General features: G+C 47.8%; 12 protein-coding genes. 6 read left to right on the top strand and 6 right to left on the bottom strand.

What is annotated here, in order from left to right; translation table 11 throughout:
• Positions 1-88 precede the first annotated feature (88 nt).
• Positions 89-2,488, top strand: a complete 2,400-nt coding sequence (locus ICL80_RS16710; RefSeq protein WP_194213863.1) for a bifunctional diguanylate cyclase/phosphodiesterase — start codon at positions 89-91, stop codon at positions 2,486-2,488.
• A gap of 10 nt (positions 2,489-2,498) precedes the next feature.
• Here the strand turns inward: ICL80_RS16710 and hisI are convergent, their stop codons facing one another.
• From hisI to folE, 3 genes are all read right to left on the bottom strand, one after another.
• Positions 2,499-2,921 carry a phosphoribosyl-AMP cyclohydrolase gene (hisI, locus tag ICL80_RS16705; RefSeq protein ID WP_194213862.1) on the bottom strand — a complete coding sequence of 141 codons (423 nt, stop codon included), beginning with the start codon at positions 2,919-2,921 and terminating at the stop codon, positions 2,499-2,501.
• A 61-nt stretch (positions 2,922-2,982) separates the two neighbouring features.
• Positions 2,983-3,861, bottom strand: a complete 879-nt coding sequence (locus ICL80_RS16700; protein WP_194213861.1) for a trypsin-like serine peptidase — start codon at positions 3,859-3,861, stop codon at positions 2,983-2,985.
• 4 nt (positions 3,862-3,865) lie between these two features.
• On the bottom strand, positions 3,866-4,495 hold the full coding sequence (gene folE / locus ICL80_RS16695) for a GTP cyclohydrolase I FolE (RefSeq protein WP_194213860.1): 630 nt from the start codon (positions 4,493-4,495) through the stop codon (positions 3,866-3,868).
• 307 nt (positions 4,496-4,802) lie between these two features.
• On the opposite strand from folE, the gene ICL80_RS16690 reads away from it, so the two are divergent.
• Together ICL80_RS16690 and ICL80_RS16685 are read left to right on the top strand one after the other, a co-directional pair.
• Positions 4,803-5,216, top strand: a complete 414-nt coding sequence (locus ICL80_RS16690; protein ID WP_194213859.1) for an iron-sulfur cluster assembly scaffold protein — start codon at positions 4,803-4,805, stop codon at positions 5,214-5,216.
• 142 nt (positions 5,217-5,358) lie between these two features.
• Positions 5,359-5,568: a DUF4287 domain-containing protein gene (locus ICL80_RS16685; protein ID WP_194213858.1), complete on the top strand. Its 210-nt coding sequence runs from the start codon at positions 5,359-5,361 to the stop codon at positions 5,566-5,568.
• 105 nt (positions 5,569-5,673) lie between these two features.
• Here ICL80_RS16685 and ICL80_RS16680 read toward each other — a convergent pair whose 3' ends face one another.
• The gene (locus ICL80_RS16680) at positions 5,674-7,104 is read right to left on the bottom strand and encodes a protein adenylyltransferase SelO family protein (protein ID WP_194213857.1); all 1,431 of its coding nucleotides are present in this window, start codon (positions 7,102-7,104) and stop codon (positions 5,674-5,676) included.
• Positions 7,105-7,707 (bottom strand): nitroreductase family protein, encoded by a 603-nt coding sequence (locus tag ICL80_RS16675; RefSeq protein WP_194213856.1) that lies wholly within the window; start codon positions 7,705-7,707, stop codon positions 7,105-7,107. It lies immediately after the preceding gene.
• Between the two features lie 272 nt (positions 7,708-7,979).
• Here ICL80_RS16675 and ICL80_RS16670 point away from each other — a divergent pair, with 272 nt between their 5' ends.
• Entirely contained in the window at positions 7,980-9,266 is a 1,287-nt protein-coding gene (locus ICL80_RS16670; protein WP_194213855.1) for a PQQ-dependent sugar dehydrogenase, read from the top strand.
• 163 nt (positions 9,267-9,429) lie between these two features.
• Here ICL80_RS16670 and ICL80_RS16665 read toward each other — a convergent pair whose 3' ends face one another.
• Positions 9,430-10,362 carry a fatty acid desaturase family protein gene (locus tag ICL80_RS16665; RefSeq protein WP_194213854.1) on the bottom strand — a complete coding sequence of 311 codons (933 nt, stop codon included), beginning with the start codon at positions 10,360-10,362 and terminating at the stop codon, positions 9,430-9,432.
• A 186-nt stretch (positions 10,363-10,548) separates the two neighbouring features.
• Here ICL80_RS16665 and ICL80_RS16660 point away from each other — a divergent pair, with 186 nt between their 5' ends.
• Entirely contained in the window at positions 10,549-12,480 is a 1,932-nt protein-coding gene (locus tag ICL80_RS16660) for an alpha/beta hydrolase family protein (protein ID WP_194213853.1), read from the top strand.
• A 157-nt stretch (positions 12,481-12,637) separates the two neighbouring features.
• Positions 12,638-14,182, top strand: coding sequence for a peptide MFS transporter (locus ICL80_RS16655; RefSeq protein ID WP_194213852.1), 1,545 nt, complete (start codon positions 12,638-12,640; stop codon positions 14,180-14,182).
• Positions 14,183-14,294 lie beyond the last annotated feature (112 nt).

The raw sequence follows: 14,294 nt of genomic DNA, 5'->3' as shown, positions 1-14,294 counted from the left end.
TTGTAAGATTAAGACAGAATTGAGCGCAAAACTTAGCATCGGGTTTATATAGAATCTTTTGATGTGTTGTTAAAGAGTAACTGAAAACATGATAGAACAGTTTTACCGGTGTATTGCATATGATCATGATTTCAGCTTTCTTGCTATAGCTGCGCTTGTTTGTTTTTTTGCATCTTTCACTGCAATTTCGCTCCAGCAGCGCACCCGTAATACTCATGGGCGTGACCGTGATAAATGGATTATTTTAACAGCCATCACTGTTGGTGGTGGGGCATGGGCCACACACTTTATTGCGCTTGTCGCCTATGATACAGGCATGCCTGTATCATATGATATTATACCAACAGTTTCTTCTATTATTCTTGCTATCAGTGTTTCCGGCATTGGGTTGGCGATTGTGGCCTACCGGCAACAAAAGTTTTATAGGGTAATAGCGGGCGCTATAGTTGGTGCAGGCATTATCATGATGCATTATCTTGGTATGTCTGGGTTGCACCTTCAGGGGCGGCTTGAATATGATACGGCCTTTGTGGCTATTTCTACTGTGCTCGGGCTTTTGCTTTTTACAGTATCGTTTCTTTTAATGCACAGAACACGACACATAGGACGATTTGTTGGTTCGGCGCTATTCATGACACTGGCGATTTGCGGCCTTCATTTCACGGGGATGTCTGGTTTAACAGTAGTTTACGACCCGACTGTTGTTTCGAGTGTTTCCTCCTTATCACAGGATGCTCTGGTCGCTTCAGTGGCCATTGTTATAATGGTTATCCTTGGGTTTAGTTTGGCACTTACGTTTGCTGGGCAAAATATGGTGGCCCATAAAACCTATGAAGCTGCACGTTTCCGTAAACTTGCTGATGCGGCTCTTGAATCGATCGTCGTTATGGGCCGGAACGGTGATATTAGAAATGCCAATCAGTCTTTTCTGGAGATTTACGGTAAACCGTTACAGGACATTGCGGGTATGAATGTGCGGGACTGCATACCGCATCTTCAAAACAATGACAGTATTGCTGACTTGGCTGTTTCGCATGTCCATATGGAGGAAATGCAGCTTAAAACAGCACAGGGTCGTGTTATTCCTGTTGAGTTGTTTTTCAGGGTAGTTGAGGTGGAGACCGGCCTAAGTAATTATGTTCTTGTAATCCGCGACCTTAGTGAAAGGCGTGCTGCGGAAAAGAAAATCAACCATCTTACAAACTATGATATATTAACAAATCTCATGAACCGTCAGCTTTTTATGGATAGATTGCAGCATGCAACAACCTTATTGTCTGACCAAAACACTATGATGGCAGTGCTTTATCTTGATATTGACGGCTTCAAGGAAATGAACGCTATTTATGGTACAGGTACTGGGGATGAAATCCTCAAGCTTGTGGCGGAACGATTGAAAAATGAAACCCGCAGCTTGCATACTGTGGCGCGTATTGGGGCAGATCAGTTCTGTGTCATGATGCAGAATGTACGGCGCACAGATGCTGTTGCAGATATGGCTGAAAGGCTTTGTCATGCAATGGAACAGCCCCTCATGATAGGGGAAGGTCCACTTCCTATAACGTTAAGCATGGGTATTGCTATAGCTGAGGGCACAGGGCAAGATCCAGAAAGCTTGCTTGCCCGTTCAGAAGTGGCCATGCGGCAGGCCAAACAGATTGATGGCTGTAGCCATTGTTTTTATGAAGATCATTTCGATAAAGATATTGTCTATAAACGCCGCTTAAAGCGTGATCTTGATAAGGCCATTGATAACGGCGAAATATACCTAGAATACCAACCGCAGTATGATTGCCAGCGCAAGCTACTTTCAGGTTTTGAGGCACTTGTTAGATGGTGCCATCCTGACTTGGGCTTTATTAGCCCGGTTGAGTTTATCCCGCTCGCGGAAGAATCTAGCCAAATTATTAAGCTTGGTAATTGGATTTTATCAGAAGCTATTAGCGAGGCAGCAAAGTGGGATGTAGCTGTTACAATCGCGGTCAACCTGTCCCCTGTGCAGTTTAAGCAGGAAGGGTTGATTGATGTTATTAGGGAAACACTTGAGGTCAAAAACTTACCAGCCAGCAGGCTCGAGCTTGAGATAACAGAGGGTGTTCTTATTCAGGATTCTGAGCAGGCTCTTAAAATTCTTAAAAGCCTAAGGGCTATGGGTGTAAAGCTGGCGATGGACGATTTTGGTACAGGCTATTCATCCCTTGCTTATTTACAGAAGTTTCCTTTTGATAAGCTGAAGATTGACCGGTCTTTCATCCATGCAATGCAGGCAAATGACCAGTCTCTTAGTATTATTCGTGGTATGATCGGTTTGGCGCGAGGCTTGAACATGCCAGTTCTTGCTGAAGGTGTGGAAACCGAAATCCAGCATGCGATTTTGCGCTCTGAAGGCTGTAATGAAGTACAGGGTTACTTGCTGGGTAAGCCCAAGAGAATAGAAGAGTATGGGCATTTGCTTGTTGATGTGCAAACCTATGCGGATGCAACCTAGCGCTTGCTTGTTATGCTATTGGTGGTAGGCCAAGCTTTACCGTGCCAGTGATTTTTTCACCCACAGGAATACTCCGAAAAAAGCAGCTTGCGTGCCCGACATGACAGCATTTCCCACCTTTTTGTTCGACGACAAGCCATAGGCTATCTTGGTCGCAGTCTACCCGGAAGTCTTTCACAACTTGAAACTCACCGGATGTTGCACCCTTGTGCCAGAGTTCCCCGCGAGAGCGCGAAAAATAGTGCGCTTCACCGGTTTCAATTGTGCAGGAAATGGCCTCAGCATTCATCCATGCCTGCATAAGGGCACGCCCTGTGGTTGCACAAGTTGTAAATACAGGTATTAGGCCGTTTTCATCAAACTTTGGTGCAAAGCCAGTGCCGGTTTCCACGGCTTTTTTGTCTGTTCTGTCAGCAAATTTTAGCTTGGTCATTGGGTGTGTCCTGCAATCATTTCGTCGCTATTCTATGCAAAATAGTGTGCAATAAAAGCCTTTAATTTTTATCGTCTATAGTAGCGAATTTCTGCTCTTCTTCGGCCAGCAAAAGTGTTAGGTCATGCCTGAAGGCAAGGGCGGATACACCCACGCCCACATGGGTGCGGCCAATTTGTGTGGCTGCGGTCTGTGTGCCAATAATAACCCACGCGCCCTTTTCCTGTTGCATCATGGGACCCCCAGAATCGCCTGGAATAGCGATGCAGTCTGTCATCAAAATATGACCGAGATGGAGTACTGCTTTAATGTCACAGTTTTCCTCAAGCGATAACACATGGGCACGGTCTTTAGGGTATCCTGCCGTTGTTACATGTGTTGTGGGTAGGCTAACCTTTGGGCGCGCACCATTTTCGGTAGGCGGAATGTTGGTTAGGTTACTGTGAAGTGCCATATAGCCCACCATGTCCCCAAGAGGATCGGTAAGTGTCATTAAGGCCCAGTCAAAAGGGAGGTTCTCTTGCGATGGACCACGGGTACCATCAAAGCCGGGGCTTGTTACATAACGCGTAACACGGGAGTGCGCGATATATTCGCCTTTGGCATAGCCTGCTAGAAAATGCACGGTCCCGGGCACAACCATTTTTTGTTGCCGGGCATCAAAAAGACAGTGGGCAGCAGTTAAGACAATGCTGGGCGCAATCAGGGTGCCGCTACAGTGCACAAGGCCCCCTACATTCACCCGGCCAATAGACCTCCATGGCGCTTCGTGACTATCAACAGCACGGCGGTGAAAGCTTGAAACTACGGTGTTGGGCAATTGATCAGACGGGATATCTTTGCGCGTGTAGGGTTCATCGTTAGCTTTTACACAAACCGACAAGAAAACGAGGCAAGCCAGAAGCCGCATACAGAGCGCCGTGTGCGGCTTTGTGGTCATGATATTAGCCTCTTACAAGATCCCAGAAACGACGTTCCTGATCTGCTTCTTTGAAAACGCCGCGAAACTGCCGCGTGATGGTGTAAACACCGTCATGCTTTACCCCCCGACATGTCATGCATTGGTGCGTTGCATCGACAACAACAGCAACCCCCTTGGGGTCGAGGTGTTTTTCAATGGCGTCTGCAATCTGGGCTGTCATGGTTTCCTGTGTTTGCAGGCGCTTGGCGAAGGCCTCAACTATACGGGCAAGCTTTGATATACCAACAACGTGGCCGTTGGGCATATAGGCAACATGGGCGGTGCCAGACACTGGCACCATATGGTGTTCGCAGTGGCTTTCCACTTTTATACCACGCAGCACGACCATGTCGTCGTATCCGGCAACTTCGCTAAAAGTGCGCGACAAAATTTCGGCCGGGTCTTTTTTGTAACCCTCAAAAAATTCTTCATATGCTTTTGCAACGCGTTTAGGGGTGTCAATAAGACCTTCACGGGAGGGGTCATCACCAGCCCATTTTATAAGCGTGCGAACCGCGGCTTCAGCCTCGGCCCGTGTGGGGCGGTGACCTTCTTCCTGCGGGAGTACCTTCAGTTCGGGATCATGGTTGATCCGTTCAAGTACGGCATCCATTCGGATTTCCTTTCAAATATAGTGCTGCTATCCGCGCAGCGGGTAAAAACAGTCGAAACTGCTCCTTCCAATTATGCCTGACACACAGATGGAGGTATGCCCATCTGGCATCAAAGCGCCAATTCAGCCAAAACCATATATATATATATGGTTTGAATTCATGACTGATATGGTCTGCATTATCGCATACTGCAAGGGCAGTACAAGCTATGTTATGAAATATATTGCTCACAGATACGTTATTCCTCTTGGATTTCTGCGGGTGGCACCTTAAATAACAGCACTTGTTAGTGCTCATGGATTATTTATGGCTGAACTTTATACGACCGATATTTTGCGGTGGACCACAAAAATTCCTCATACCGCTCGACTTGAGGGTGAGGGTATTTTGCATATTACAAAAACCAGCCGTGTTTGCGGTAGCCGGATAAATGCAGATGCCCTTGTTGAAGAAGGCGTTATCACCGCTTATGGGCAGGAAGTGAAAGCCTGTGCCCTTGGGCAGGCGTCAGCCGCTATTTTTGGCCAGCATATCATGGGTCTAACCGCAAGCGAGTTTGCAGGTATTGCATCACGATTCCGCCATATGGTGAAAACAGGGGAAGCCGATTTCCCTGAAAAGTGGGCTGATTTGGCATTGCTTGCCCCCGTGCATGACCACCCCGGCAGGCATGGCAGCGTGCTGTTACCAGTTGAGGTGCTGGAAGAAGCTTTCAAGTAATCTATGACTTGAAAAAAATTTGGTTTTCATGTGGTTTTTTTAGAAGTACGCTGCAGAAAAAGTGGCACTATCTCAAGTGAATTCATAGGTTGCGCCACCAGGATTCGGTAACATAAAGGGGCGGTTTTAATACCGTTTAATCATGAGCGAAGATAAGATTAAAGGCCCGGCATCCTACTTTCCTTCCATTGAGAAGAAGTATGGTCGCCCAATTTCAGACTGGAAGGAGCTGGTGCGTGCGGCGCAGCCTGCCAAGCATATGCAACTGGTAGCTATGTTGAAAGAACAGCACGGAATGGGGCATGGGCATGCCAATGCTATTGTGGCGCATACCCTTGCTGAGGATAATTAGATACTGAAGCCTAGTGGCTTTAGCCATAGCGTTGACGAAGCCGTGTTCAAAGGCACATGGCGCTTTAATCGTATCACGGTCAAACACCGCTAATGGTACTTGTATTTACTCTTGTCCGGCGATGAGGTTAAGCGCTTCACCCATTTCGCGGATGGCATCAATCTTTGCGTAAAGTGGCTGCCAGTCATCGCGCTCGGCAATATGGGCCCACAGGCTTTCTACCTCGTCGATCAGCATGGTGCAGGGGGTATTGCCCTTGAAATAAGTATGCTCAAGTGCTGTTGGGTTTAAAGGGGCATAGCTTGAAAGCATGGCTTTTAACTCAGCATATTGAGCGTCGTTATATTGGCCTGCATGCGGGCTGGCCTCAGCACGTGCTGTGCTGGCTGCGCCGCCGTACCAGTCATAGAAAAAGCGCTCATACGGGAATTTCTCTGTCGCCATAAATTCGTTTACTTTGGTGAGCAAGGCATCATCTTCAGTATCGCCTTTTGTTTTTATTCCCAGCCGTTTCAGCAGTTTTTCACGGATAGCTGCAAGGTAGATGCTTGGGAAAGGGGCAAGGGCCTCCTTCAGGGCCTCTTCTTCTGCAATATCAGCGAGTGCGCCGCCAAGTTGGTATATATTCCAGTGCAGGGCGTCAGGTTGCTGGCCAAAGGCATAAAGCCCGGTCTGGTCAAAGTAGGCGGCAGTAAAACCAAGCTCCATCGTGGGTAGGAAGCGCCAAGGACCAAAATCGAATATCTCACCGGTTATGTTGATATTATCAGTATTTAAAACCCCGTGCACAAAGCCTGCGGCCATTAGGTCAGCGGCTTGAATAGCAACTCGGGCACTGACCTTACTGAGAAACTCAAGCGCCCTGTCAGCCTCACTACCTTTTGGTTCGGTTCCGTAATAATATTTCAGGCAATAATCAACCAGCTTAATCAGCCGTTCTTTATCAGAGAAAAAAGCATGGCGCTGAAAAGTGCCAATGCGAATATGGCCGTGGTTTAGGCGCACCATAACCGCTGAGCGCGTAGGGGAAGGCTCATCCCCCCGGTGCAGGCTTTCACCGGTCTCAATAACGGAAAAAGTACGGCTTGTATAAGCGCCAAGTGCTTCTAGCATTTCAGTTGCTAAAATTTCGCGTACGCCGCCTTTCAGGGTTAGGCGGCCATCCCCAGACCTGCTGTGAGGCGTGGTGCCGCTACCTTTTGTGCCAAGGTCCATCAGGCGGTCCCCTGTGTCGCGCATCTGTGCAAACAGAAAACCGCGCCCATCGCCTATATCCGGGTTATAGGTGCGGAACTGATGGCCGTGATAGCGCTGGGCAATGGGGGCCATCAGGTTGCCGGGCAGGGGTTTAAAGTGGCCAAAGTGGCTGATCCATTCATCATCACTTAAAACTTCAAGCCCAAGGGTTTCTGCAGCCCGGTTGTTTCTATAGCGTAGAATCGTTTTTGGGAAATTGGCTGCGGCTACTTCGTCGCCGTAGCCTTGGCCTAAATCTAGGAAAGCCTGCTCAGGTGTATATGTATCGCGGAACGGCACTTAGGCACCAGCGCCTTCAGGGAAACCCCAGATAATATGCTTATCAACATCGGGGCGCGCCCGCTCTGTTGGCTCGATGGCTTGGTGACCAAAAAACATAAGGCCAGAAATACATTCATCGTCATTAAGTCCAAGCCCGTTCATAACATGGCGGCTAAAGGCTCCCCAGCCGGTTAGCCACTGACTGGCATAACCAAGAGCAGTAGCTGCAATAAGCATATTCTGGCATGAAGCACCGGCAGAGAGCTGTTGTTCCCAGTAAGGTATGGCTGGATGCAGCGGTTGAGGGCTGAAAATAGAGACAACAAGTACTGGCCCTTGTGAGGCGTAATCTTTCATTTTTTCGGCGGTTTTTTCGCTTGTGTCGCTTTCCGCTTTCAGTGCTTCGGCAATTAGGTCACCCAATTTTTCCCGTTCAGCACCACGTAGCACAATAAAACGCCACGGTGCGAGCTTGCCGTGGTCAGGCACTCGCATACCGGCTTCTAGTATTTTTTTAAGGTCTGTATCATCTGGGCCGGGGCCTACCATGTCGCGGGCGACAACACTGCGCCGCTTCATTAAGAGGTCATAGGTGGCGGGGTTTGGGGTATTAAAAGACATATATCTCTCGCTCTGTAGTTTTTGGCTTTGTATACACTGTGTATACACTGTTTATTGTTAGGAATGGTTCTTAGTTACCTAATTAAAATGCCACAGTCACTGACTTTATCGGCCAAATTAATCTTTTGCATAGATTTATTGTATTAAGCATATTTAATCACCTATACCTACCTCAGGGGGTTTTGGGGATAATATTTGTGTGATAAACCATTTAGTGTGGGATGGTTTGTTCCTTTGGTTATTGTAGCATAGATAGCAAGCAAGGGTCATGAATGGTGAAGAGTTTTGTTGTATCAGTAGTGGCCGTGCTGTGCCTTGCTGTGTCTGTAGGCGCCGCTGATTTAGGTGTTGATACAAAGTCAGTCGCAGACCCGATTACAGGTATTCGGCTTCCTAAAGGCTTTACGTCAACAGTTTATGCCGATGATGTGGGCGAAGTACGCCACATTGTAATGGCAGAAAATGGCTGGATGTACGGCGCACTTAGGCGGCCTAACAACAAAATGGGCGCTGTTGCCCTGCGAGATGCGGACGGTGATGGCATAGCGGAAGAGCGCATATATTTTGCCGAGCGTATCCGTGGTTCTGGCATTGGCATTTATGACGGGTACCTTTATTTTGCGACCGACGTTAGCGTTATTCGCTGGAAATTACCTGAAAGCGATATTCCGAAAACTGACCCTGAGCTTGTAGCGCATGGTTTTGGCGCTAAAAGGCAGCACGCCTCAAAGCCTATGGCCTTTGATGGTAAGGGCGGCCTTTATGTAACGGTAGGCGCCCCCTCTAATGCATGTATGGAGCGAGCACGCACCAAAGATTCACCGGGGATGGACCCATGCCCTATTCTGGATGAATTTGCAGGCGTTTGGAAGTTTGATGCGAATGCTTTGATGCAAGAGCAAACAAAAACGGCGACCAGATATGTAACCGGTGTTCGTAATGCAATGGCGATTGCTTGGAATCCTTTCGCGGATAGCTTGTATCTGCTGCAGCACGGGCGTGATCAGTTGGCGGAATTTTTCCCCGATTTTTATACGCCGGATGAAAGTGCAGATTTACCTGCGGAAGAATTTCATAAGGTAGCGGAGGGTGCCGATGTTGGCTGGCCCTATAGCTATTTTGACCAGCACGTCGGCAAGCGCATGGTTATGCCTGAATACGGCGGCGACGGCAAAACTGTTTCTGATAAAGGGCAGGACCCCCTTATTGGTTTTCCGGGTCACTGGGCCCCGAATGCCCTGCTGTTTAAACAGAAAAAAGAAGGGATGCCTACCGCGTATCAAAAAGGAGCCTTCATTGCTTTTCACGGTTCGTGGAACCGCACCCCTATGCCTCAAGAGGGCTACCATGTTGTGTTTGTGCCGATGGATGATAAAGGCGAACCAACTGGTAATTGGGTTGTTTTTGCAGATAGTTTCGCTGGTGGTTCAGCAATTGAAAACCCTCGTGATGCAGCATATCGCCCAACCGGTCTGGCAGAAGGCAACAACGGCGAATTATATGTTAGCAGTTCTGTCGGTGGTGGTCGTATTTGGCGTATAACCTATACGGGTAATTAAGAATTATAGCCAGTGCCGAACTTCCGCACAGTAAGTTCTATAGCTATTGCCGTATGTTTTTTGCATAAAGGTTTCTTCCGACTTAATAACAGGCTTAATCAGGGTGCCTGTTATTAAAATTCAGATAGTATGAAGTCTGTAGTAGCTAAAGGATTCAGGGTTTTTATGCAGAGGCGTTAAGCCTTATAATATCGCGGTACCCCATGCGAATTTCCATGCGGTCGGCAAAACCTCTTTCCCGCATTAATGTATGAACAAACGGTAGCCTGTAACAGGGAACAAAAGGTAGCATGTGGTGTTCGATGTGATAGTTCACCCAGTAAGGGGCAACGGTTGCCCGCTCAAGCACGTTGGCCAGTGTTGTGCGGCTATTTTTTAGAGAATCGGTAAGGTTAGGCACCGTTGCATGCTCGGCAATATTCCGAATACGTAGAAATAACTGGTATGTTGTCGCAAGTGGTAAAAGCCACAACAGTAGCCACAGGTCTATTCTGCCAGCATAGGCAAAGGCTGTGGCCATCAGGCCATTAAATAGAAGCGGTCCGGCATAAAAACCAATAAGTCGTGTGCTGCGGCCTTTGGGGTCGCCCCATATGAAACGGAAAATGGCATAATTGGTGCGGAGAAAAACAACGCCTGATAGGTCGCGTGCAAACTTGCGGATCATGCTGCTTTTTGTCACAGGAAAAGGTGTATAGAGATAATTTTCCGGGTCTTTATCTGTGCGGGTAAAACGGTGATGTGCCATATGGCGCACACGGTATGCATGGACATTTAAGATCATAGGCCATGCTGTAAACCACTGTGTCATACGCTCATTAAGGGCGCGGTTACGAAAAAGCAGGCCGTGACTGCCTTCGTGCATTAAAATAGCAAGACCAAGCTGCCGTCCGCCCACAATGATGATGCCTAAAATCAAGGTGAGGGCGCTTGGAAAAAAGGCATATAGTGCTATTGCGATGCCTATAGTTGCCCAGCAATGAGCGATAAGCCAGAAGCCCCAAATGTTAGAGCGCTGCCGAAGATGGTGTGATTCCTCGCTATTCACGATATCGCCGGGTTTTATTGCCCGCCACTGTGTGGACTTAGCCGTCATTCAACTTTTCCCGTTTGAAGTCAGTAGGGTATGAGCGCGAAGAGGCGCTGCAAATAATATACTGGAACTTACAGTCTAGAAAATAGCAGAAAAGGCTGGTTTGGCAAGGTATAGCATGGCAAAAAAAGCAATGTACTTTGAAGATAGAGCGTTTTTTCCCTTCTAATAGCATGATAACATATTGTTATGACGACACGAATTCTACAACATCATTCTGTTGCACAGAAAAATATACTGTTTCTGTATGGGATAGTATTTTTACTGGTAAATACCCTGTGTCTAGCTCGCGCAGAAAATGATTCTGATCTTTTAACACGCCTTGTCAGAAATCCTTTGATTGGTGCAGTTACCCTGTCATCTGATGGTCATTTTCTAGCGGCTCTTGCTCGCCAGCATGACGGTGATAGTAAAATTGCAGTCTGGTCAGTGAATGCAGGTTTTGAAGCTGCTGATGTTTTACCGTATGTCCGCGCTGATGTGGGCTGGATGGGCTGGGTTGGTGGTGGTCGGTTGCTGTTGTCACTTTCCGAGAATGGCCTCGTTATTTATGATGCACATATAGGCCGGTTGCGCCCGCTTATTGATAGTGATGGCCCGCGCCCAGATGAACTACCCCCTATTTTGATCAGTGATATGCCTGATGACCCTGTTCATGTTCTTTTGCAGTGGGAGGACCCGGGCACCCCTGGCTTTCCGGCAGTTTACCGGGTTAATATCCTTGATGGCACATCTGAGAAAATAATCAGTGGCTGGAACCCGGTTATAAGGTGGTGGGCCTCGCCGTCGGGCGAAGTGCAAATGGGGGAAGGCTTTAAGGGGCGCCGCCAACTGCTCTATGCCCGGCGCAGTGACGACGGGAGCTGGTATACTGTTTCTGATAGGGATTATTTTGATGGCCCCGCGCTTTCTGTTCTTATGATAGAGCCGGGCGGGGCTACAGCACTTGTGCTCTCTGCACATGCGGGTGACAAGCGAGATTTGTGGCGTATGGATATTAAAACCGGGGATATGTTAACCCGGCTGGCAGCACACCCCCAGTTTGATATGTCGGCGGCGCTTATTGACCCAGTAACAGACCTGACAATCGGTGCAAGCTACGTGGCGGAAGGTGATGTGAATATTGTTTGGTTGGCTGAGCGCAAGCAGGAACTGCAAAGCTTTGAACGCCAATTGGGTACCAATGATTTGAGGATAGTATCAGCCAGCAGAGATGGTCGCCGGGTGTTACTGCGCAGCGATGAAACATACAGGCCGCCTGTTTACACTATTTTTGACCGCGAAGAAAAAAGCTTCACCCGTTTACCGTTTGACGCCGGAATTGAAACGTTGCCCAAGCCGGTATCAAGTGGGGTTTATATGCCTGTAAAAGGTATGAAAGCGCCGATGCATGCTATTTTGTCGGTCCCACAATCAGGCCTTACAGGTAAGGCGGTTGTGCTGGTTCACGGCGGCCCAGTTAGTCGTGCAGCTACCCAGTTTCAGCCGTTGGTAAGCTGGCTTGTGGCGCATGGGTATAGTGTATTGCAGCCGAACTTTCGAGGGTCTAGTGGATACGGCGAAACATGGCGCCGTGCTGGATACGGTGAGTGGGGGCGGCGCATGCAGGAAGATGTGCGCACAGCAGCAGAATGGCTTGTTGATCAGGGTATTTCAAGTGCTGGGCAAATGTGTGTAATGGGCGGTTCGTTTGGTGGTTATGCCGCGCTCTTGTCATCCATCAGGGATGATGACCTGTTTGCATGCGCTATTAGCTTGAATGGGGTTAGCTCCCTGCCATATTTGATCGATTTTTTAAACAAAAACCGGTTTCATATGCTTACTATACCCCGTATCAAAGAGCATCTGTCAGAGCGTGTCCTTATGCGTCGTTCGCCGCTTAACAGGGTTGATCTGGTACGAACCCCGGTACTGTTGTTGCATGCAACACATGATACAAATGTGCCATTCTATCACTCAACGCTTATGGCCGATGCGCTGGCAGACCATTCAAAGGAATATGAATTTATTGTGCTGAAGGGCGCAGAACATGTTTTATACAACGAGGCAGACAAACGAACATATTTGTCAGCCAGTCTTCAGTTTCTTGATAAATACCTGAAACAGCGCCCTTTGCATTAGCGAGAGCAGGTTATTTATGCCGGTATTTGGGCCAGTCAGAAAGGGTTATGACTATTTGGTTGGTTTTTGCTTGCTGATTTGCAACAAATAGCAATTCAATACATACCGCCTGCTACAAAGGTGGGGGACAAAAGCAAAATAGAAATGGGGTTGTAGTGTGACAACAAATGATGTTTCAACAATTGGGTCTCAGGAAAGGGAGTTTCTGGGGCACCCGATTGGCTTGACAATATGTTTTCTAACAGAAATGTGGGAGCGCTTTTCATACTATGGCATGCGGGCGCTGCTTATATTGTTTTTAACCAAGCACTTTCTGTTTTCCGCAGGAGAAGCCAGCCTGATTTACGGTGCCTATACCGGCCTTGTATATTTGCTGCCTGTGCTTGGGGGCTATCTGGCAGATAGGTACTTGGGTAGTAGAAAAGCTGTTACTTTCGGCGCCATTCTTCTGGTTCTTGGGCATATCTCTCTTGCTTTTGAAGGGCCGCAAGCTGTGCTGGATGGTGACATGGTTGTACGCTCAGAAGCGCATTTGTCCATATTTTTTCTGTCTCTCGCCCTTATCATTACCGGTGTTGGTTTTTTAAAAGCCAATATTTCTACGATTGTCGGGGCATTATACGGCCCGACAGACCCGCGCCGTGATGGTGGTTTTACCATTTTCTATATGGGCATAAATGTTGGTTCCTTCCTTGCTACCCTTATTGTTGCGGGGGTAGGTGAAAAATACGGCTGGGGCTATGGTTTTGGTATTGCAGGCATTGGTATGCTTTTGGGGCTTGTTGTGTTTCTAAAAGGGCAATCTTTGCTAGATGGCCGGGCAGACCCACCAAACCCTGAGGAATTGACGGAGCGAATTTTTCTGGGCCTTAGCCGCGAGCATGTCATTTATATTGTAGGTGTTTTACTGGTCGGCGTCATGTGGTGGCTGGTGCAAAACCAAAAAGTTGTGGGTAACCTGCTTGGTGGTTCTGGACTGTTGATGGTTGCGATTGTGCTTGTTTATGGGTTTATTAAATGCACAAACGTTGAGCGAGAACGCCTGATGGTTGCAACTATTCTAATTGTATTTCAGGTAGTATTTTGGGCTTTATTTGAACAGCAAGGTTCAAGCCTGACACTTCTTGCAGACCAACAGTTTGATCTGGATTTAGGTATTTTCAGTGTTGCAGCGTCGCAGGTGCAAACCATGAACCCGCTGTTTATTATTGTGTTTGCCCCTATTTTTGCGTGGGCGTGGCTCTGGCTTTCTAAGCGAGGGTGGGAACCTTCAACACCAGCAAAGTTTGCAATCGCCATGTTCCTTGTTGGCATTGGGTATATTTTATTTGCTTATGGCATGGGTCTTACTGATGGGCCGGGCAAAAGCTTTTTCTGGCTGTTTATTATTTATCTGTTCATGACCCTTGCCGAATTATGCCTTAGCCCTGTTGGCTTATCTATGATCACGAAGCTTTCCGTTGCAAGGCTTGTGGGCATGATGATGGGCATGTGGTTCCTGTTTACGGCTTTTGCAAACTATGTGGCTGGTTTTATCTCCAGCTTAACAGGGGATAGTGCACACGGTGCTAATTCTGCCGAACTGGACGTAACAGCTACTATTGACTTGTTCCATTCTGTTGGCGTGTTTGCGCTGGGTGTTGGTGTTGTGCTTTTGGTGCTGACACCGATTATGCGCAAATGGATGCACGGGGTGCATTAAAAGCGCCAAACTAGTTTCATAGCGGGGTGTGGGGCCTCGCTATTTTCTTTGAAATTATAGAATAGCTAAATTAAAATTATGCTCATTTCCACACGTCACAAATTTGTTATCC

This window comes from Kordiimonas pumila, assembly GCF_015240255.1.
GTDB classification, from domain to species: Bacteria; Pseudomonadota; Alphaproteobacteria; order Sphingomonadales; family Kordiimonadaceae; genus Kordiimonas; species Kordiimonas pumila.
This window is presented reverse-complemented; position numbering and strand designations above follow the sequence as displayed.